Here is a 21,333-nt window from a genome sequence, read left to right on the forward strand (position 1 = left end):
AAGCGGATGAGGGTGCCATGAGAAGAATATTGACGACACTGATGATTCTGCTGGTGGTACTGGTTGCCGGCCTGTCATCGTTGGTGCTGCTGGTCAATCCTAACGATTTCCGCAGCTATATGATCAAGCAGGTGGCTGAGCGCAGCGGATATCAGCTGGAGCTGGACGGTTCCCTGCGCTGGCACGTCTGGCCGCGGCTAAGCATTTTGTCCGGACGCATGACCTTAACCGCGCCCGGCGCCAGCGCGCCGCTGGTGCGGGCGGACAATATGCGTCTCGACGTGGCGTTGTTGCCCCTGCTGTCACATCAGCTGCAGGTTGAGCAGGTGATGCTCAAAGGCGCGGTGGTACAATTGACGCCGGAAACCGAGGCGATTCGCGACCAGCGAGCGCCGGTGGCGCCAAAAGGAACCTCGCTGCCTCAGGAGTCTGGCGATCGCGGCTGGTCATTCGATATTGCCGGGCTGCAGGTCATTGACAGCGTGCTGGTATTCCAGCATGAAAGCGATGAGCAGATGACGGTCCGCGATATTCATCTGCAGATGCAGCAGGATGCCGGGCATCAGGCCACCGTCGATTTCTCAGGCCGCATGAACCGCGATCAGCGCGACTTATCCCTTCGTTTCTCCGCCGCCGTTCAGGCGGGCAACTACCCGCAGAGTCTGGATGCGCAGCTGTCGCAAATCAGCTGGCAGCTTCAGGGCGCCGATCTTCCGGCCCAGGGCATTAACGGTAACGGTAGCGTGAACGTTAGCTGGCAGGAGGACGCGAAGACGCTCAGCTTTAACGCGCTCAATCTGATGGCCAACGACAGTACGCTGACCGGTAAAGGCAGCGTGGTGCTGGGCGATAAGCCGGTGTGGTCGCTGAACCTCCAGTCCGACAAGCTCAACCTCGATAACTTGCTGGTGCGCTCGGATATCCTCCTCAGCGGTGGCGCGCAGCAGGCGCAGTCGGCGCCGAACAAACCGCGTCCGGTGATAGCCAACGGCGTTAATTTACCGCCTTATAGCGGCCTGAAAAGCTTTGATGGTTCGCTTGCGATGACCGCGAACCAGATCGTCTGGCGCGGGCTGCCGTTTACCCATGTGACCCTGCAGGCCGATAACCAGCGTGGGCTGCTGCATATCTCTCAGCTGGAAGGTTCACTGGCGGGGGGACAACTGTCGCTGCCGGGCACGCTGGATGCGCGCAGTGGGACTCCGCAGGCCGAATTTCAGCCCAGGCTCGACAACATCGAGATTGGCAGCCTGTTGAAGGCCTTCAACTACCCCATCAACATGACGGGCAAACTGTCGCTGGCCGGTGATTTTTCGGGTTCGGTGATTGATGCCAACCACTTCCGCCGCGACTGGCAGGGGCAGGCGAATCTTGAACTAAGAGACACCCGTACCGAAGGGCTGAACTTCCAACAGTTGGTTCAGCAGGCGGTTGAGCGTAGTACAGACGTGCAGGCGGAGGAGAACTATGACAGCGCCACACGGCTGGATGAACTGACGACCGATGTTGACCTCGATAGCGGCATTCTGGCGCTCAGTAACATGAAAGGGAAATCTTCGCTGATGCAGATGACCGGCAAAGGCACTCTCGATCTGATGAAAGAGGAAGGCGATCTGCAGTTCGGTATTCAGGTTACTGATGGTTGGCAGGGGCAGGGCAAGCTGGTGGATATTCTGAAGTCTACGGCTATTCCGCTTCGCGTTTACGGTAAATGGGAAGCGCTGAACTACAGTTTGCAGGTAGACCAGATACTGCGCCGTCAGCTACAGAACGAGGCGAAGCGTCGGTTAAATGACTGGGCGGAACGCAATAAGAACACCCAGTCCGGTAAAGACGTGAAGCAGCTCCTCGATAAGCAGTAACATCCCTAAGCCCGGCGGCATGGCGCCGCCGGGAAAATACTACACTTCGTAATCCCACTCTTCCTGCTGCGGCGGGATAATCTGCACTTTCTGTACCCTGTGGCTCTCGACCTGTAAGGTTTTCAGCGTCCACGGGCCAATCTGCACCTCTTCACCGGCTGTGGGAATGCGCTGCAGGTGTTCCATGAGCAGCCCGGCAATGGTGTGGTACTCGCGCTTTTCATCCAGCGGCAGCGGAACGTACTGCACCAGGTCTTCCAGCGGCATGTGACCATTTGCCGTCCAGCTGCCGTCGGCATTTTTCTGGATGTCGTGGCGCGCATCAATCTCTTCAGCCTCGTTTGGCAGGTTACCGGCAATGGTCTCGGTCACGTCGCTTAACGTCACAATCCCCTCGACCGAACCAAACTCATCCACCACGAAGGCAAAGTGGGTTCGCGCGTTACGGAACTGTTCCAGCGCTGACAGCAGCGGCAGCGCCTCCGGGAAGACCAGCGGCTGGCGGATCAGTACGCGCAGATCCAGCGGCTCACCGCGCAGCGACTGCTGCAACAGATCGATGACGTGCACCACGCCGAGCAGATCTTCTTCGTCATCGCCGCCGGTTACCACCAGCCGGGTATGCTGGTTTTTCTCCAGCAGCGCGCGAATTTCGCTTTCCGGCGCGCTGAGGTCGATGTGCTCGATATCGTGACGTGAAGTCATGATACTGCTGACCGTGCGCTGGTTAAGGTTGAGCACACGCTCAATCATCCGCCGTTCCTGCGGGTCGAAGATTTGCTGATCGTCCTGGTCCACCAGCAGCGAGGCGGTACCGACATCCAGCTCGGCATCCTCTTTCTTGCCGCTCAGCAGGCGCATAACCGCCTCCGTCGTGCGGCTACGCAGCGACTGGTTAGCGGTGAGGAAGCGACGACGGTTGAAGATAGCCAGCTGGTTTAAGAACTCGATCATTACCGAGAAACCGATAGCCGCGTACAGATAACCTTTAGGAATGACGAGGCCAAAGCCTTCCGCCACCAGGCTAAAGCCAATCATCAACAAGAAGCTCAGACACAGGATAACAATGGTCGGGTGGCTGTTCACAAAGCGGGTGAGCGCCTTACTGGCCAGCAGCATCAGGCTGATGGCAATAATCACCGCCGCCATCATCACCGCCAGATGGTCGACCATGCCGACGGCAGTAATCACCGAGTCGAGCGAGAAAACGGCATCCAGCACCACAATCTGCGCCACTACGCCCCAGAAGCGCGCGCCGCGCCGCTGGGTAGGGTTATCGCTGTCTTTCCCTTCCAGCCGCTCGTTGAGCTCTACCGTGGCTTTAAAGAGCAGGAAGAAGCCGCCGACCAGCATAATGAGGTCGCGGGCGCTGAAGGTGAAATCACTGATGCTGAATAAAGGCTGGGTGAGCGTGACCAGCCACGAAATAGAGGCCAGCAGCAGAAGGCGCATCAGCATGGCCAGAATAAGCCCGGTGACGCGCGCGCGGTCGCGCTGGGTTGGCGGCAGCTTTTCCGCCAGGATGGCGATAAACACCAGATTATCAATTCCGAGAACCAGCTCAATGACGACCAGCGTCACGAGTCCCGCCCAAATAGAGGGATCGGCAATCCATTCCATACGTTGGTTAAAACCTTATGTTACAAGACAAATTGATCATGGATAAAGCCGCGGCAAAATGCAACGTCTGCCTGTGATTTATCATGACAAAATCTAAGGATATTGTGAAAATAGGGGATAATATTCCCGTGAAATATTTGATGGTGAGAAACTCACTCGGTAATCTGTCAATATAAAGAAATTCCTAAAAATACTTGATTAATTAATCTTAATATTATTCTTAAAAATATTTTTTAAGCGGCAGTTACCTTGCCTGCTATTCGCTTAACTGCAACAATTCTCCCGGTACTGAATGGAATAGCCATTTATGTGCGTCATAAAATAGTCATGCAGGGGATGTTATCCCTGCAATTATATATCCAGGAATATTCTCTATTCTTTTTATGAATGGGTGGGTTTCCTATAACAACATGATTTTTAGGTGAATTGGTAGCTGAAAGCCAAGGGCGGTAGCATGCCTGAAGGCGTGACGTAAAGCCTGAATTATTCTGTCAATAGCCTGCGGATGAATCCCAACTTTTTTAGGATATATGCCAGTTATATTCATCGGCAAATAAATGCATGGTGAGTTTACAGGTAATCAAATCGTACGGATTAATATAATTCGCACAGGATAATTTTCTGCCAAAGTGATAAATAATCAATGATGAAATCCAAACTAAAATTGATGCCATTATTGGTGTCGGTAAGCTTGATGAGTGGTTGCACCATACTTCCAGGCAGCAATATGTCTACCTATGGAAAAGATGTGATTAAGCAGCAGGATGCTGATTATGACATTGGCCGGATGGTGAATGTTTATCCGCTGACCCCGCGACTGATTGAACAATTACGCCCACGTCCCAACGTCGCGCAACCGAACATGTCGCTGGATCAGGAGTTAAGCAATTACCAGTATCGCGTCGGTTCAGGCGACGTGCTGAACGTCACGGTGTGGGATCACCCGGAGTTGACCACCCCGGCGGGGCAGTACCGTAGCTCCAGCGATACCGGTAACTGGGTCCAGCCGGACGGCACCATTTTCTATCCCTATATTGGCAAAGTGCAGGTGAAAGGGCGCACGCTGGCGGAAATTCGCCAGACCATTACCCAGCGTCTCGCCGCCTACATCACCGACCCGCAGGTCGACGTGAACGTTGCCGCCTTCCGTTCGCAAAAAGTGTATGTCTCCGGGCAGGTGAACAAATCCGGCCAGCAGGCTATCACCAACGTGCCGCTGACGGTACTGGACGCGATCAACGCGGCGGGTGGTCTGAGCGAACTGGCCGACTGGCGCAACGTGGTACTGACTCACGATGGCAAAGAACAGCGCATTTCAGTGCAGGCGTTGATGCAAAACGGCGATCTGAGCCAGAACCGTTTGCTCTATCCGGGCGATATCCTCTTCGTACCGCGTAACGATGATCTCAAGGTCTTCGTGATGGGCGAAGTGAAAAAACAGAGCACGCTCAAAATGGACTTCAGCGGCATGACGCTGACCGAAGCGCTCGGCCAGGCGGAAGGCATCGACCTGACGACCTCCAATGCCAGCGGTATCTTCGTGATTCGTCCAACCAAAGCGGGCAACAACGGCAAGATGGCCAACATCTATCAGTTGGATATGTCCGATGCGACCTCACTGGTCATGGCAACCAACTTTATTCTCCAGCCGTATGACGTGGTTTACGTCACCACCGCACCGGTTGCTCGCTGGAACCGTCTGATCAACCAACTGTTGCCGACCATCAGTGGCGTTCGCTACATGACCGATTCGGCGAAAGACATTCATACCTGGTAACCGTCATGTTTAACAAAATTCTTGTGGTTTGCGTGGGGAACATCTGTCGTTCCCCCACGGCGGAACGGCTGCTACGCAGCCATCTGCCGTCATTGACCGTCGAATCGGCGGGGCTGGGAGCATTAGTGGGTAAAGCGGCGGATGAACGCGCCGCGAGCGTTGCCGCCGAGCACGCGATTTCGCTGGAAGGGCACCGTGCGCGACAGATCTCTGGCCGTATGTGTCGCGAGTACGATCTGATTCTGGCGATGGAAAAACGTCATGTCGCCACCCTGCATGAAATGGCGCCGGAGATGCGCGGCAAGGTCATGCTGTTTGGTCATTGGGATAACGAACGCGAGATTCCCGACCCGTATCGCAAAAGCCGGGAGGCATTTGAAGCGGTGTACCAGTTACTCGACAGGTCTGCCAGCCAGTGGGCGCAGGCACTGAAAGCACAGCAGGGATAACCATGACAGATAAAGTAAAACAGATAAGCCCATCGGTCTCGGGCAACGATGAGATCGACATTGGTCGCCTGGTGGGCACCGTGGTGGAAGCCAAATGGTGGGTCCTCGGCATTACCGCCCTGTTTGCCGCGCTGGCGATTGTCTACGTGCTGTTCGCCACGCCGATTTACAGCGCCGACGCACTGGTGCGCATTGAGCAAAATCAGGGCAGCGCGCTGGTCCAGGATATCAGCAACGCGCTCACCAGCAAGCCGCCGGCCTCCGAGGCGGAAATACAGATGATCACCTCGCGAATGGTGCTCGGGAAAACCGTTGAGGATCTGGGGCTGGATATTGCCGTGAGCAAAAACACCTTTCCGATTCTGGGGGCGGGCTGGGAACGGCTGATGGGCCGCCAGAATGAGACGGTGAAGGTCAGCGCCTTTAATCGCCCGGCCTCGATGGCCGACAGCACCTTTACGCTGGAGGTTATCAACCCAACGCGTTATCGCCTGAGCAACGACGACGGCTTTAGCGCAGAAGGGAAGGTAGGGGAGACGCTGAATAAAGGCGGCGTTTCGCTGCTGGTTACCGGGATCGCCGCCCACGATGGCGCGAGTTTTACCGTCACCAAATATTCAACATTGGGGATGATCAATAATCTGCAAAATAGCCTGAGCGTCACCGAGGATGGTAAAGAGTCCGGCGTGCTGACGCTCACGATGGTGGGTGAAGACAAAGATCAGATCCGCGACATCCTCAACAGTATCGCCAACAACTACGTGGCGCAGAACGTGGCGCGCAAATCGGAAGAAGCCGCGAAAAGCCTCGAGTTCCTCGAAGTGCAGCTGCCACAGGTGCGCAGCCAGTTGGACGTGGCGGAAAACAAACTGAATACCTACCGTCAGCAGCAAGACTCCGTAGACCTGCCGCTGGAAGCGAAATCGGTGCTCGATTCGATGGTGAACATCGACGCGCAGCTGAACGAGCTGACGTTCCGCGAAGCGGAAATCTCCAAGCTGTATACCCGAATCCACCCGGCCTATCGCACGTTGCTGGAAAAACGCCGGGCGCTGGAAGAAGAGAAAGCCAAGCTGAGCAAACGCGTGACGGCGATGCCGAAAACCCAGCAGGAGATTGTACGCCTGACCCGTGACGTGGAGTCTGGTCAACAGGTTTATATGCAACTGCTGAATAAACAGCAGGAGCTGAAAATCACCCGGGCGAGCACCGTCGGCGATGTGCGGATTGTCGACCCGGCAATTACTCAGCCAGGGGTGGTGAAGCCGAAGAAAGCGTTGATCGTGCTGGGCAGCATTATTCTCGGCCTGATGTTGTCGATCGTCGGCGTGCTGCTGCGCTCGCTGTTTAACCGCGGTATCGAAAGCCCGCAGGTGCTCGAAGAGCATGGCATCAATGTTTATGCCAGCATTCCGCTCTCCGAATGGCAAAAATCGCGCGATAGCGTGAAGAGCGTCAACGGTGTGAAGCGCTATAAGCAAAGCCAGCTGCTGGCGGTGGGTAACCCGACCGACCTGGCGATCGAAGCTATCCGCAGCCTGCGCACCAGCCTGCACTTCGCCATGATGCAGGCGCCGAACAACGTGCTGATGATGACCGGGGTTAGCCCGTCTATCGGTAAAACCTTCGTCTGCGCCAACCTGGCGGCGGTGATCAGCCAGACCCATAAGCGCGTACTGATGATCGACTGCGATATGCGTAAAGGCTATTCCCACGAACTGCTCGGCACCACCAACGATAACGGCCTGTCCGAGGTGCTGGTGGGGAAAGCGACGTTTGAAAGCAGCGCGAAACGGACGTCGGTCGCGAACTTTGACCTGATCCCGCGCGGGCAGATCCCGCCAAATCCGTCGGAGCTGTTGATGGCCGAGCGCTTTAGCGAGCTGCTGAAGTGGGGTTCAGCGAACTATGACCTGGTGCTGATCGATACGCCGCCGATTCTCGCGGTTACCGATGCCGCTATTGTCGGTCGCCACGCGGGCACCACCTTGATGGTTACGCGCTATGCGGTTAACACCCTGAAGGAAGTAGAAACCAGCCTGAGCCGCTTTGAGCAAAATGGCATTGCGGTGAAAGGGGTGATCCTCAACTCGATCTTCCGCCGCGCGACGGGATACCAGGATTACGGGTACTACGAGTACGAGTATCAGTCGGATTCGAAATAATAACATCCCCCTCACCCCGGCCCTCTCCCCAAAGAGGCGAGGGAGAAAACCGAACGGTCTCCTCTTCCCTCTGGGGAGAGGGTTAGGGTGAGGGGAACAACCGCTCAAACGCTTATTCGGGGATATACCATGACAACAGACAACCCGTTGATCTCCATTTATATGCCGACCTGGAACCGACAGCAGCTGGCCATTCGCGCCATCAAATCGGTACTGCGTCAGGACTATCCTCACTGGGAAATGATTATCGTCGATGACTGCTCCAGCAGCTACGAGCAGCTTCAGCAGTTTGTCATCGAACTCAACGATCGCCGCGTACAGTACACGCGCAACGATTTTAACTCCGGAGCATGCGCGGTACGCAATCAGGCCATTCTGCAGGCCAAAGGGCAGTTTATCACCGGTATTGATGATGACGATGAGTGGACATCCAACCGCCTTTCGCTGTTTCTCGAACATAAACAGCAATTGATGGACCACGCCTTTTTGTACGCCGATGACTACGTCTGCGAAGGGGAGGTGTACTCGCAGCCTGCCAGCCTGCCGTTGTACCCGAAATCGCCGTTCTCCCGTCAGCTGTTCTATAAGCGCAACATCATTGGTAATCAGGTGTTTAGCTGGGCTTGGCGTTTTAAAGAAAGCCTGTTTGATACCGAACTGAAGGCGGCGCAGGACTACGATATCTTCCTGCGCATGGTGGTGGCCTACGGCGAGCCGTGGAAGATTGAAGCCGCTACGCAGATTCTGCACATCAACCACGGTGAAATGCAGATCACCTCGTCACCCAAAAAGTTTTCCGGCTACTTCAGCTTCTACCGCAAGCACAAAGAGAAGTTTGATCGGGCGAGTAAGAAGTATCAGCTGTTCACGCTCTATCAAATTCGTAATAAGCGCATGACCTGGAAGACGTTTCTGACGCTGCTGTCGGTGCGCAACGGCAAACGCTGGGTCGACGGACTGCGGAGTAAATGATGCTACTGGAAGATTTACGTGCCAACAGCTGGAGCCTGCGCCCTTGCTGCATGGTGATCGCCTACCGTGTGGCTCATTTTTGCTCGGTGTGGCGTAAGAAAAATGTGCTGAACAACCTGTGGGCGGCGCCGGTACTGGTGCTGTACCGCATCATCACCGAATGTTTCTTCGGCTATGAAATCCAGGCGGCGGCGACCATTGGCCGACGTTTCACCATCCACCACGGCTATGCCGTGGTGATCAATAAAAACGTGGTGGCGGGAGACGATTTCACGATTCGTCACGGCATCACTATCGGCAATCGCGGCCCGGAGAGTCTGGCGTGCCCAAGGATTGGTGATGGCGTTGAGTTGGGGGCCAACGTGGTGATTATCGGCGGCATTACCATCGGTAACCACGTGACCATTGGCGCGGGCAGCGTGGTGCTGGACGACGTTCCGGACCATGCGCTGGTGGTGGGCGAAAAAGCGCGAGTGAAGGTAATCAAATGAATATTCTGCAATTTAACGTCCGTCTGGCCGAAGGCGGCGCGGCGGGCGTGGCGCTGGATCTGCATCAGCGCGCACTCCGTCAGGGGCTGTCGTCAAAATTTGTCTACGGCTATGGCAAAGGCGGTAAGAAGAGCGTCAGCCATGACCGTTATCCGCAGGTGGTGAAGCAGACCGGACGGTTAACCTCAATGGCGAACCTGGCGCTGTTCCGCCTGTTTAACCGCGATGTGTTTGGCAACCTCAATAACCTGTATCGCCAGGTCACCCGTACTGACGGCCCGGTGGTACTGCATTTTCACGTTATGCACAGCTACTGGCTGAATTTGGCGGATGTGGTGAGCTTCTGCGAGCGGGTGAAGGCGCATAAAAGCGATGCGACTTTTATCTGGACGCTGCACGATCACTGGAGCGTGACCGGGCGCTGCGCCTTTCTTGACGGCTGCGAAGGCTGGAAAAGCGGCTGTCAGAAATGCCCAACGTTGAGTAACTACCCGCCGGTGAAGGTCGATCGCGCACATGCGCTGGTCGATGAAAAACGTCAACTTTTCCGCCAGATGCTGGCGCTCGGCTGCCGTTTTATTTCACCCAGTCAGCATGTTGCCGAGGCCTTTAACAGCCTCTACGGCGCAGGGCGCTGCCAGATTATCAATAACGGTATCGACGTCGCCACCGAAGCGATTCTTGCCGAGCTGACGCCGGTAAAACGCTTTTCCTCGCGGCCTAAAATCGCCGTGGTCGCCCACGACCTGCGCTATGACGGGAAAACCAACCAGCAGCTGGTGCGCGATATTATCGCGCTGGGCGATAAGGTCGAGGTCCATACCTTTGGTAAGTTCTCGCCGTTTGAGGGCAGCAACGTGGTGAACCACGGTTTTCTGACCGATAAACGCCAACTGATGAGCGAACTGAACCCGCTTGACGCGCTGCTGTTTAGCTCGCGAGTGGATAACTACCCGCTGATTCTGTGCGAAGCGTTATCGATTGGCGTGCCGGTCATTGCTACCCATAGTGAGGCGGCAAAAGAGGTGCTGGCAAAATCCGGCGGCCATACGGTGGATGAGGCCGAGGTGCTCACCCTGGTACAGCAACCGAAAGCGGAGATCGCCGAGCAGATTTTTGGCACCACGCTGGAGAACTTTAGCGCGCGAAGCCGCAAAGCTTACAGCGGACAACAGATGCTGGAGGAATATGTCTCGTTCTATCAGAGTCTGTAGCTATCTGCTGCTGCCGTTAATCTACCTGTTGGTTAACGTGAAGCTGGCGCAGCTGGGGGAGAGCTTCCCCATTACCATTGTGACATTCCTTCCGCTGTTGCTGCTGTTGTTTGTTGAACGCATTAATCTGAAAAAACTGATGATTGCCCTCGGGCTGGGCGTGGGATTGACGCTGTTCAACTATCTGTTTGGACAATCGCTGGACCCCAGCAAATACGTCACCTCGACGATGCTGTTTGTCTATATCGTGATCATTATCGGCATGGTCTGGAGCATTCGCTTCAAAACCATTTCGCCGCATAACCACCGTAAGATCCTGCGTTTTTTCTATGTGGTGATTACCCTGGTGGTGGCGCTGGCGGCGCTGGAGATGGCGCAGATTATTCTCACCGGCGGCAGCAGTTTGATAGCGACGATTTCGAAATATCTTATTTACAGTAATAGCTATGTGCTGAATTTTATCAAATTCGGTGGAAAGCGCACCACTGCGTTATATTTCGAACCGGCATTTTTTGCTCTGGCATTAATCTCAATTTGGCTTTGCATCAAACAGTTTGGTATCAAAACCCCGAAGTCTGATGCTATGATTCTGGCAGGGATAATTCTTTCTGGATCGTTTTCTGGGGTTATGACATTTATCCTGTTCTATCTGCTGGAGTGGGCTTTCCAGTACCTGAACAAAGAAGCGATCAAGAAAAAGTTACCGTTGGCGATTATCTCATTAGGCGCATTTTTTATCGGTCTGGTGTTTGCATTCCCCTATATTGCCGAGCGTATTGGTGATTTAGGAACGGAAGGATCGTCATCGTATTACCGTATAATTGGTCCGTTGGTGATGGTCGGTTATTCATTAACCAGCATTGATGGGGTCGTACGTTTTGGTTCTCTTTACGAATATGTTGCATCATTCGGAATATTTAACGGTGCGGATGTCGGTAAAACCATAGACAATGGTCTGTATCTGTTAATGATTTATTTTTCGTGGTTCGCTGTAATATTAACGGCTGGGTATCTGTACTACGTATTTAAAATGTTCATTAACGCTTTTGGGAATAATCGTAATTTCGCCGTGCAGCTGTATCTTTTCACGCCGATATCATTATTTTTTACCGGTTCGATATTTAGTCCGGAATATGCATTTTTAATTGTTTGTCCTTTTATTCTGCGTAAAGCGCTGAATATTGCTGACAGCAGATGAGGTGAAGCATGTTGTTAAGCGTGGTTACCGTCGCGTTTCGTAACGTTGATGGCGTGGTGAAAACCTGGCGTTCTCTGGCCCATCTGGCAAACGATCCCAGCCTCACTTTCGAGTGGATTGTGGTGGATGGCGGTTCTAACGATGGCACCGCAGAGTTCCTCGAAAAACGTAACGGCCAGTACCACTTACGCTACGTCAGCGAACCGGATAAAGGACTTTACGATGCGATGAACAAAGGCATCCGCATGGCGCAGGGCAAGTTTGTGCTGTTTCTGAATTCCGGCGACAGCTTTCATCCGGATGTGTCGCAGTTCGTCCGTCAGCTGCGCGGTAAAAGCGACGATGCCATGTACCTTGGCGATGCAATGCTGGACTTTGGCGACGGCACCCAGATTCGCCGTAGCGCTAAGCAGGGTTGGTATATTTATCACAGCCTACCGGCTAGCCATCAGGCTATTTTCTTCCCGCTGCGTGGGCTGAAAAATCATCCTTATGATGTGCAGTATCGTGTCTCTTCTGATTATGCGCTGGCGGCGCGGATGTATAAGTCGGGATATGCCTTTAAACGTATTAAAGGCTTGGTGTCGGAATTTTCGATGGGCGGCGTGTCCACCACCAATAATCTACAGTTGTGCCAGGATGCAAAAAAAGTGCAGCGTGAAATATTACGTATGCCGGGCCTGCTTGCAGAATTATCTTATTTATTACGTCTGCGCACAACAGGGAAAGCAAAAGCCTTATATCACAAAGCATAAGGATACCAAATGCAGGAATTATCGGGCTTTTCGGTACCAAAAGGTTTTCGCGGTGCCGGGGGCATAAAAGTACAAATATGGTGGGCGGTTCAGGCCACATTATTTGCCTGGTCTCCGCAGATATTGTATCGCTGGCGCGCATTTTTATTACGTCTGTTTGGCGCAAAAATAGGAAAAAACGTAGTCATTCGCCCGTCGGTAAAAATCACTTACCCATGGAAATTAACCATTGGAGATTATGCCTGGGTGGGCGATGACGCAGTGTTATATACCTTGGGTGAAATAACCCTTGGGGCAAATTCGGTGGTTTCGCAGAAATGCTATTTGTGCACCGGCAGCCACGATTATCAGAGCGCGCATTTCGATATTAACGCTGCGCCGATTGTGGTTGGTGAGAAATGCTGGCTGGCGACAGATGTTTTTGTTGCCCCCGGCGTCACGATTGGCGAGGGCACTATAGTGGGTGCCCGCAGCAGCGTTTTTAAATCGCTACCGGCAAATATGATTTGCCGTGGCAATCCCGCAGTGGTTACGCGTGAGCGCGTAGAGAAAGTGACTCCCTAAACGGGACAATTTGAGGAAAATAGAATGTCAAAAGTCGCACTTATTACCGGCGTAACGGGGCAGGACGGTTCTTATCTGGCAGAACTGCTGCTGGAAAAAGGCTATGAAGTTCACGGGATTAAACGCCGTGCTTCTTCCTTTAACACCGAACGTGTCGATCACATCTATCAGGATCCGCACAGCAGCAACCCGAAATTTCACCTGCACTACGGTGATTTGACTGACAGCTCCAACCTGACGCGCATTCTGCAGGAAGTGCAGCCGGATGAAGTGTATAACCTCGGCGCGATGAGCCACGTTGCCGTGTCGTTTGAGTCGCCGGAATATACCGCCGACGTGGATGCGATGGGCACGCTGCGTCTGCTGGAAGCCATCCGCTTCCTGGGGCTGGAGAAGAAAACGCGTTTCTATCAGGCTTCCACTTCGGAACTGTACGGCCTGGTGCAGGAAATTCCACAAAAAGAGACCACTCCGTTCTATCCGCGCTCGCCGTATGCGGTCGCCAAACTGTATGCCTACTGGATCACCGTTAACTACCGTGAATCTTACGGCATGTACGCCTGTAACGGCATCCTGTTCAACCACGAGTCTCCGCGCCGCGGCGAAACCTTCGTGACACGTAAAATCACCCGCGCCATCGCTAATATCGCTCAGGGCCTGGAGAAGTGCCTGTACCTCGGCAACATGGATTCCCTGCGCGACTGGGGCCACGCCAAAGACTACGTGAAAATGCAGTGGATGATGCTGCAACAGGACCATCCGGAAGATTTCGTTATCGCCACCGGCGTGCAGTATTCGGTTCGCCAGTTCGTCGAAATGGCGGCGGCACAGCTGGGTATCAAGCTGCGCTTTGAAGGTAAAGGCGTGGAAGAAAAGGGGATTGTCGTTTCCGTTACCGGTCACGATGCGCCGGGCGTGAAACCGGGCGATGTGATGGTGGCCGTGGATCCGCGCTACTTCCGTCCGGCAGAAGTTGAAACCCTGCTCGGCGACCCGACCAAAGCGCATGAAAAACTGGGCTGGAAACCGGAAACCACCCTGCAGGAGATGGTCTCTGAAATGGTCGCCAAAGACCTGGAAGCAGCGAAGAAACATTCCCTGCTGAAATCCCACGGTTATGAAGTGGCGATCGCGCTGGAGTCTTAAGTATGACCAGACAACGTATTTTTGTGGCGGGCCACCGGGGAATGGTGGGCTCGGCCATCGTCCGCCAGCTTGCACAACGCGGCGACGTGGATCTGGTGGTTCGCAGCCGCGATGAGCTCAACCTGCTGGATAGCCGCGAAGTAAACGACTTCTTCGCCGCTGAAAATATTGATCAGGTGTATCTGGCGGCGGCAAAGGTGGGCGGCATTGTGGCCAACAACACCTTCCCGGCGGATTTCATCTACGAGAACATGATGATTGAAAGCAACATTATTCACGCGGCGCATACGCACAACGTGAATAAGCTGCTGTTTCTCGGTTCATCGTGCATCTATCCGAAAATGGCTAACCAGCCAATGCACGAAAGCGAGCTGCTGCAGGGCACGCTGGAAGCGACTAACGAACCGTACGCGATTGCCAAAATTGCCGGTATCAAGCTGTGCGAGTCCTACAACCGCCAGCATAATCGCGACTATCGCTCGGTGATGCCGACCAACCTGTACGGGCCGAACGATAACTTCCACCCGAGCAATTCGCACGTTATTCCGGCGCTGATGCGCCGCTTCCATGAAGCGGTACAGCAAAACGCCGCGGACGTGGTGGTGTGGGGAAGCGGCACGCCGATGCGCGAGTTCCTGCATGTGGACGATATGGCGGCTGCCAGTATCCATGTGATGGAGCTGGATCGCGGCGTCTGGCTCGAAAACACGCAGCCCATGCTGTCGCATATTAACGTTGGCACCGGCGTTGACTGCACCATTCGTGAGCTGGCGCAGACGATGGCGAAAGTGGTGGGCTTTAAAGGGCGGGTGGTGTTTGATGCCACCAAACCCGACGGCACGCCGCGCAAGCTGCTCGACGTTTCTCGCCTGCATCAACTGGGCTGGTACCACGAAATCGCGCTGGAGGCTGGTCTTGCCAGCACTTACCAGTGGTTTCTGGAAAACCAGCACCGCTTCCGGGGGTAACGCATGTTTCTGAGCCAGGAAGCGTTTGCCACCGTGGTGCAGTCTACGCCGCTGATCTCCATCGATTTGATCGTCGAGAACGCGCAGGGCGAGTTTTTGCTGGGTAAGCGCAACAATCGTCCGGCGCAGGGGTACTGGTTTGTGCCGGGCGGTCGGGTACAGAAAGATGAAACGCTGGAACAGGCGTTTGCCCGCCTGACCGAGGCCGAACTGGGGCTGAGCCTGCCGATGACGGCAGGCCGCTTTTACGGCGTCTGGCAGCATTTCTATGACGACAATTTCTCCGGTACGGATTTTTCGACCCATTACATTGTGCTTGGTTTCCGCCTGCAGGTGGACGCCGGAACCTTAACGCTGCCGGACGATCAGCATAATGAGTACCGTTGGCTGACACCGCCTGCGTTACTGGCGTCGGACAACGTTCATGAAAACAGCCGCGCCTATTTCCGGGTCGACAAATTGGCCGAGGTGCCGGGCCTATGAAGATTCTGGTGTATGGCATCAACTATTCGCCCGAACTCACCGGCATCGGCAAATACACCGGCGAAATGGTCGAGTGGATGGTGCAGCAGGGTCACGAGGTGCGAGTGATTACCGCGCCGCCGTACTACCCGGAATGGCAGGTTGGCGCGAAATACTCAAGCTGGCGCTACCGTCGGGAAAACGGCGATGCCACCGTCTGGCGCTGCCCGCTGTATGTGCCAAAGCAGCCGTCGACGCTGAAGCGTTTGATCCATCTCGGCAGCTTTGCACTCAGCAGTTTCTTCCCGCTGATGGCCCAACGCCGCTGGAAGCCGGATCGCATTATCGGCGTGGTGCCGACGCTGTTCTGCACCCCCGGTATGCGCCTGCTGGCGAAGCTCTCCGGCGCGCGTACGCTGTTGCATATTCAGGATTATGAAGTCGACGCCATGCTCGGGCTGGGCATGGCCGGTAATGGTCGCGCCGGCAAGGTGGCAAAACTTGCCAGCGCCTTTGAGCGTAGCGGGCTGCACAACGTCGACAACGTATCGACCATCTCGCGCTCGATGATGAACAAAGCCTGTGAGAAGGGCGTTGCGCCGGAGAAGGTGATTTTCTTCCCCAACTGGTCGGAAGTTTCCCGTTTTCGCGAGGTACCGGAAACGCTGGTGATGGCGCTGCGTCAGCGTCTTGGCCTGCCGGATGAACGCAAAATTATTCTCTACTCCGGCAATATCGGCGAGAAGCAGGGGCTGGAGAGCGTGATGACTGCCGCCGAACAGCTCCGTGAACAGCCGTGGCTGTTTGCCATTGTCGGTCAGGGCGGCGGTAAAGCGCGGCTGGAAAAAATGGTCGCCGAACGTGGGCTGGATAACGTCAAGTTCCTGCCGCTGCAGTCGTACGAAGATTTACCCGCGCTGCTGGCGATTGGCGACTGCCATCTGGTGATTCAGAAGCGCGGCGCCGCGGATGCGGTGTTGCCTTCCAAGCTGACCAATATTCTGGCGGTGGGCGGCAACGCGGTGATTACCGCTGAACCGCAGACCGAGCTGGGCCAGCTATGTCTGGACAATCCGGGCATTGCGGTGTGCGTGACGCCTGAATCGGTTCCGTCGCTGGTGGAAGGGATTGAGCAGGCGCTGAAGATGCCGAAGCGAAATGCGGTCGCCCGCGCCTGGGCCGAACGTTCGCTCGATAAAGAACACGTTCTCAACCAATTTATTGCTGATATTCGGGGTTAAACGATGAGTCAAACTACGCTTTTCCCGGTCGTGATGGCCGGTGGCTCGGGTAGCCGACTGTGGCCGCTGTCCCGAGTGCTGTACCCCAAACAGTTCCTGTGCCTGAAAGGGGACATGACCATGCTGCAGGCCACGGTGAACCGGCTGGACGGCGTGAAGTGCGCCAGCCCGGTGGTGATCTGCAATGAGCAACACCGCTTTATCGTGGCGGAACAGCTGCGTCAGCTCAACAAGCTGACCGAAAACATTATTCTGGAACCGGCAGGGCGCAACACGGCGCCAGCCATCGCCCTGGCGGCGCTGGCGGCTAAGCGTCGCGAACCGGACTGCGACCCGCTGATGCTGGTGCTGGCGGCGGACCATGTGATTCAGGACGAAGAGGCCTTCCGCGCGGCGGTTCGTCATGCCACGCCGTATGCTGAAAATGGCAAGCTGGTGACCTTCGGTATCGTGCCGAACGTGCCGGAAACCGGCTACGGCTATATTCGCCGTGGTGATGTCACGCCGGGTACAGACGACACGCTGGCCTTCGACGTCGCGCAGTTTGTCGAAAAACCCAATCTCGATACCGCACAGGCCTATGTCGCCAGCGGTGAATATTACTGGAACAGCGGCATGTTCCTGTTCCGCGCCGGGCGCTATCTGGAAGAGCTGGGCAAATATCGCCCGGATATTCTTCGCGCCTGCGAAAAAGCGATGGACGTCACCGACCCGGATCTCGACTTTATCCGCGTCGATGAAGCGGCGTTCCTGAGCTGCCCGGACGAATCCATCGATTATGCGGTGATGGAGCAGACCGCGGATGCGGTGGTGGTGCCGATGGACGCGGGCTGGAGCGATGTCGGCTCCTGGTCATCGCTGTGGGAGATCAGCAACCACACGCCGGAAGGCAACGTGCATCATGGCGATGTCATCAGCCATAAAACCGAAAACAGCTATGTCTATGCAGAGTCTGGCCTGGTGACGACCGTCGGGGTAAAGGACCTGGTGGTGGTGCAAACCAAAGACGCGGTGCTTATCGCCGATCGCAACGCGGTGCAGGACGTGAAAAAGGTGGTCGAGAAGATTAAGGCCGACGGCCGCCACGAACACCACATCCACCGGGAAGTCTACCGCCCGTGGGGCAAGTATGACTCGATTGATTCCGGCGATCGCTATCAGGTTAAGCGCATCACCGTGAAGCCGGGGGAAGGGCTGTCGCTGCAGATGCATCACCACCGGGCGGAACACTGGATCGTGGTGGCGGGCACCGCCAAAGTCACTCTCAATGACCAAATTACGCTGCTGGGTGAGAACGAATCTATCTATATCCCCCTTGGCGTCACCCACTGCCTGGAAAACCCGGGGAAAATCCCGCTCGACCTGATTGAGGTGCGATCTGGCGCCTATCTGGAAGAGGACGACGTGGTGCGTTTCCAGGATCGTTACGGGCGCGTGTAGCGCCCGGCAGGCCGGATAAGCGCGGCGCATCCGGCAAATCACGACACCAAAATTGATGGCCATAACGGTCAGGGCGAACTGTTGCCTGAAGAAAGGTAAAAACATGACTAAATTAACCTGTTTTAAAGCCTACGACATCCGCGGCAAGCTCGGCGAAGAGCTGAATGAAGACATCGCGTGGCGCATTGGCCGCGCTTACGGTGAATATCTGAAGCCGAAAACTATCGTGCTGGGCGGCGATGTGCGCTTGACCAGCGAGGCGCTGAAACTGGCGTTAGCCAATGGCCTGCGCGACGCGGGCGTTGACGTGCTCGATATCGGGCTTTCCGGCACCGAAGAGATTTACTTCGCCACCTTCCATCTCGGCGTTGATGGCGGTATCGAAGTGACCGCCAGCCACAACCCGATGGATTACAACGGCATGAAGCTGGTGCGGGAAGGCGCACGCCCCATCAGCGGCGATACCGGCCTGCGCGACGTACAGCGCCTGGCGGAAGCCAACGACTTCCCGCCGGTCAATGAGGCCGCGCGCGGTAGCTACCAGAAAATCAACCTGCGTGACGCCTATATCGACCATCTGCTGGGCTACATTAATGTGCAAAACCTGACGCCGCTGAAGCTGGTGGTGAACTCCGGTAACGGCGCGGCAGGCCCGGTGATTGACGCGCTGGAAGCCCGCTTCAAAGCGCTGAATGTGCCGGTGAGCCTGATCAAAGTGCACAACACCCCGGACGGAACCTTCCCGCACGGTATTCCTAACCCGCTGCTGCCGGAGTGCCGCGCGGATACCCGCGATGCGGTCATCAAATACGGTGCCGATATGGGTATCGCTTTTGATGGCGACTTCGACCGCTGCTTCCTGTTCGACGAGAAAGGACAGTTTATCGAGGGCTACTACATCGTCGGCCTGCTGGCGGAAGCCTTCCTCGAAAAGAACCCCGGCGCGCGCATCATTCACGACCCGCGTCTGTCGTGGAACACCGTGGACGTCGTCACGGCGGCGGGCGGCACGCCGGTGATGTCGAAAACCGGTCATGCCTTTATTAAAGAGCGCATGCGTCAGGACGACGCGGTTTACGGCGGTGAAATGAGCGCCCATCACTACTTCCGTGATTTCGCCTACTGCGACAGCGGCATGATCCCCTGGCTGCTGGTCAGCGAACTGCTGTGCCTGAAGGGCAAAACGTTGGGTGAACTGGTGCGCGACCGCATGGCGGCGTTCCCGGCGAGCGGTGAAATCAACAGTCATCTGGCGGCACCGTCAGAAGCGATTGCCCGCGTGGAAGCACACTTTGCCGGCAGCGCGCTGGAGATCGACCGTACTGACGGCATCAGCCTGGCGTTTGCCGACTGGCGCTTCAACCTGCGTTCTTCCAATACCGAACCGGTGGTGCGCTTAAACGTGGAGTCTCGCGGAAATACGCCGCTGATGCAGGCGCGAACGCAGGACATTCTGGCGTTGCTTAATCAGTAATTATTGCCCCTCACCCTAACCCTCTCCCCAGAGGGCAGAGGGAACCGAACGTGCAGGCTGCGGATTGGTTTTTCTCCCTCGCCCCTTTAGGGAGAGGGCCGGGGTGAGGGGAAACGACGAATAGGACCAACGATGACGACTCTAAAAAAGCGCGAACGAGCTAAAACGAATGCATCGTTAATCTCCATGGTGCAGCGTTTTTCCGACATCACCATCATGCTGGGGGGATTGTGGCTGGTGTGTCAGGCGGTTGCGTTGCCGTTTTTATATCTCCATCTGCTGATGGCGCTGGTGACGCTGGTCGTTTTCCAGATGATTGGCGGGATTACCGATTTCTACCGCTCCTGGCGCGGCGTGCGTATCACCACCGAATTGCTGCTGCTGTTGCAGAACTGGACGCTGAGCCTGGTGTTTGCCGCCGGACTGCTGGCGTTTAACGATGATTTTAATACCAACTTTACCATGTGGCTGGCGTGGTACCTGATTAGCACCATCGGCATGCTGGCGAGCCGCGCGTTCATTCGCTACGGCGCTGGCATGCTGCGCCATCGCGGCTATAACACCCGCTATGTGGCCGTCGCCGGGGACATGCCGGAAGGGCAGGCGCTGCTCGATAGCTTCCGCAACCAGCCGTGGCTGGGCTATGAAGTGGTCGGCAGCTATTACGATGCTAAACCGGGCGGCGTTAACGCCGACTGGATGGGCAATCTTGAACAACTGCTCGACGATGCCCGCAGCGGCAAAATCCACAACGTCTACATCTCGATGGCGATGCAGGAAGAGAGCCAGATTAAAGAGGTGGTCCGTTCTCTCGCCGACACCACCTGCTCGGTGCTGCTGATCCCGGATGTTTTCACCTTCAACATCCTGCATTCACGCGTAGAGGTGGTGAACGGTATTCCGCTGGTGCCGCTGTACGACACGCCGCTCTCCGGGGTGAATCGTATTATCAAACGGCTGGAGGATATCGTGCTGGCGCTGGGCATTCTGCTGCTGATTTCGCCTGCGCTGTGCTGCATCGCGCTGGCGGTGAAGCTGAGTTCGCCGGGCCCCATCATCTTCCGCCAGACCCGCTACGGCATGGATGGTAAGCCGATCAAGGTGTGGAAATTCCGCTCGATGAAGGTCATGGAGAACGACAAGGTGGTGAAACAGGCGACGCAGAACGACCCGCGTGTGACCCGTGTCGGCAACTTCCTGCGCCGCACCTCGCTGGATGAACTGCCGCAGTTTATCAACGTGCTCACCGGCGGCATGTCTATCGTCGGCCCGCGTCCGCACGCGGTGGCGCACAACGAGCAGTACCGTCAACTGATTGAAGGCTACATGCTGCGCCACAAAGTGAAGCCTGGCATTACCGGCTGGGCGCAGATCAACGGCTGGCGCGGTGAAACCGATACCCTCGAGAAGATGGAAAAACGGGTGGAGTTCGATCTCGAATACATCCGCGAGTGGAGCCTGTGGCTCGATATCAAGATCGTCTTCCTGACGGTGTTCAAAGGCTTTGTCAACAAAGCAGCCTACTGAGGAAGTGA

Annotated in this window: 18 protein-coding genes; 17 read left to right on the forward strand and 1 reads right to left on the reverse strand. The window is 55.7% G+C overall.

Features of this window, described 5'->3' with window-relative positions; all coding sequences use genetic code 11:
* The first annotated feature begins 17 nt into the window (after positions 1–17).
* Positions 18–1,862, forward strand: a complete 1,845-nt coding sequence (gene asmA, locus ACW14G_RS03745) for an outer membrane assembly protein AsmA (protein WP_249023050.1) — start codon at positions 18–20, stop codon at positions 1,860–1,862.
* Positions 1,863–1,901: 39 nt separating this feature from the next.
* On the opposite strand, the gene ACW14G_RS03750 is transcribed toward asmA, so the two are convergent.
* Positions 1,902–3,482 carry a TerC family protein gene (locus tag ACW14G_RS03750; protein ID WP_249023051.1) on the reverse strand — a complete coding sequence of 527 codons (1,581 nt, stop codon included), beginning with the start codon at positions 3,480–3,482 and terminating at the stop codon, positions 1,902–1,904.
* Between the two features lie 643 nt (positions 3,483–4,125).
* Between ACW14G_RS03750 and ACW14G_RS03755 the strand changes: the two genes are divergently transcribed.
* The 16 genes from ACW14G_RS03755 to wcaJ all read left to right on the forward strand — a co-directional run bounded on the left by ACW14G_RS03755 (position 4,126) and on the right by wcaJ (position 21,325).
* Positions 4,126–5,259, forward strand: a complete 1,134-nt coding sequence (locus ACW14G_RS03755; RefSeq protein WP_024193904.1) for a polysaccharide export protein — start codon at positions 4,126–4,128, stop codon at positions 5,257–5,259.
* Positions 5,260–5,264: 5 nt separating this feature from the next.
* Positions 5,265–5,708, forward strand: a complete 444-nt coding sequence (gene wzb / locus ACW14G_RS03760; protein ID WP_249023052.1) for a low molecular weight protein-tyrosine-phosphatase Wzb — start codon at positions 5,265–5,267, stop codon at positions 5,706–5,708.
* A 2-nt stretch (positions 5,709–5,710) separates the two neighbouring features.
* Positions 5,711–7,873, forward strand: a complete 2,163-nt coding sequence (wzc, locus tag ACW14G_RS03765; protein ID WP_249023053.1) for a tyrosine-protein kinase Wzc — start codon at positions 5,711–5,713, stop codon at positions 7,871–7,873.
* Positions 7,874–8,002: 129 nt separating this feature from the next.
* Positions 8,003–8,845 carry a colanic acid biosynthesis glycosyltransferase WcaA gene (wcaA, locus tag ACW14G_RS03770; RefSeq protein ID WP_001575937.1) on the forward strand — a complete coding sequence of 281 codons (843 nt, stop codon included), beginning with the start codon at positions 8,003–8,005 and terminating at the stop codon, positions 8,843–8,845.
* The gene (gene wcaB / locus ACW14G_RS03775) at positions 8,845–9,336 is read left to right on the forward strand and encodes a colanic acid biosynthesis acetyltransferase WcaB (protein ID WP_167577260.1); all 492 of its coding nucleotides are present in this window, start codon (positions 8,845–8,847) and stop codon (positions 9,334–9,336) included. Before wcaA ends, wcaB begins: the two co-directional genes overlap by 1 nt.
* On the forward strand, positions 9,333–10,550 hold the full coding sequence (gene wcaC / locus ACW14G_RS03780; protein ID WP_249023054.1) for a colanic acid biosynthesis glycosyltransferase WcaC: 1,218 nt from the start codon (positions 9,333–9,335) through the stop codon (positions 10,548–10,550). Before wcaB ends, wcaC begins: the two co-directional genes overlap by 4 nt.
* Positions 10,525–11,748: a colanic acid polymerase WcaD gene (wcaD, locus tag ACW14G_RS03785; protein WP_065357439.1), complete on the forward strand. Its 1,224-nt coding sequence runs from the start codon at positions 10,525–10,527 to the stop codon at positions 11,746–11,748. The genes wcaC and wcaD overlap by 26 nt, the downstream gene beginning before the upstream one ends.
* An 8-nt stretch (positions 11,749–11,756) precedes the next feature.
* On the forward strand, positions 11,757–12,503 hold the full coding sequence (gene wcaE, locus ACW14G_RS03790; protein ID WP_032281172.1) for a colanic acid biosynthesis glycosyltransferase WcaE: 747 nt from the start codon (positions 11,757–11,759) through the stop codon (positions 12,501–12,503).
* A gap of 9 nt (positions 12,504–12,512) precedes the next feature.
* A complete protein-coding gene (gene wcaF, locus ACW14G_RS03795) occupies positions 12,513–13,067 on the forward strand; it encodes a colanic acid biosynthesis acetyltransferase WcaF (protein ID WP_032281170.1) in 555 nt (184 codons plus the stop codon).
* A 24-nt stretch (positions 13,068–13,091) separates the two neighbouring features.
* Positions 13,092–14,213: a GDP-mannose 4,6-dehydratase gene (gene gmd / locus ACW14G_RS03800; RefSeq protein WP_032281169.1), complete on the forward strand. Its 1,122-nt coding sequence runs from the start codon at positions 13,092–13,094 to the stop codon at positions 14,211–14,213.
* Positions 14,214–14,215: 2 nt separating this feature from the next.
* Complete coding sequence (gene fcl, locus ACW14G_RS03805; RefSeq protein WP_167575475.1) at positions 14,216–15,181, forward strand: GDP-L-fucose synthase; 966 nt, start codon at positions 14,216–14,218, stop codon at positions 15,179–15,181.
* A gap of 3 nt (positions 15,182–15,184) precedes the next feature.
* Complete coding sequence (locus ACW14G_RS03810; RefSeq protein ID WP_115205314.1) at positions 15,185–15,664, forward strand: GDP-mannose mannosyl hydrolase; 480 nt, start codon at positions 15,185–15,187, stop codon at positions 15,662–15,664.
* Complete coding sequence (gene wcaI / locus ACW14G_RS03815; RefSeq protein ID WP_249023055.1) at positions 15,661–16,884, forward strand: colanic acid biosynthesis fucosyltransferase WcaI; 1,224 nt, start codon at positions 15,661–15,663, stop codon at positions 16,882–16,884. The genes ACW14G_RS03810 and wcaI overlap by 4 nt, the downstream gene beginning before the upstream one ends.
* Positions 16,885–16,887: 3 nt before the next feature.
* The gene (gene cpsB / locus ACW14G_RS03820) at positions 16,888–18,324 is read left to right on the forward strand and encodes a mannose-1-phosphate guanyltransferase (protein ID WP_001575923.1); all 1,437 of its coding nucleotides are present in this window, start codon (positions 16,888–16,890) and stop codon (positions 18,322–18,324) included.
* A gap of 103 nt (positions 18,325–18,427) precedes the next feature.
* Positions 18,428–19,798 carry a colanic acid biosynthesis phosphomannomutase CpsG gene (gene cpsG / locus ACW14G_RS03825; protein ID WP_115735702.1) on the forward strand — a complete coding sequence of 457 codons (1,371 nt, stop codon included), beginning with the start codon at positions 18,428–18,430 and terminating at the stop codon, positions 19,796–19,798.
* A gap of 132 nt (positions 19,799–19,930) precedes the next feature.
* Positions 19,931–21,325: an undecaprenyl-phosphate glucose phosphotransferase gene (gene wcaJ, locus ACW14G_RS03830; protein ID WP_249023056.1), complete on the forward strand. Its 1,395-nt coding sequence runs from the start codon at positions 19,931–19,933 to the stop codon at positions 21,323–21,325.
* The last annotated feature ends 8 nt before the right edge of the window (positions 21,326–21,333 follow it).

It is taken from the genome of Kluyvera sp. (genome assembly GCF_965301105.1).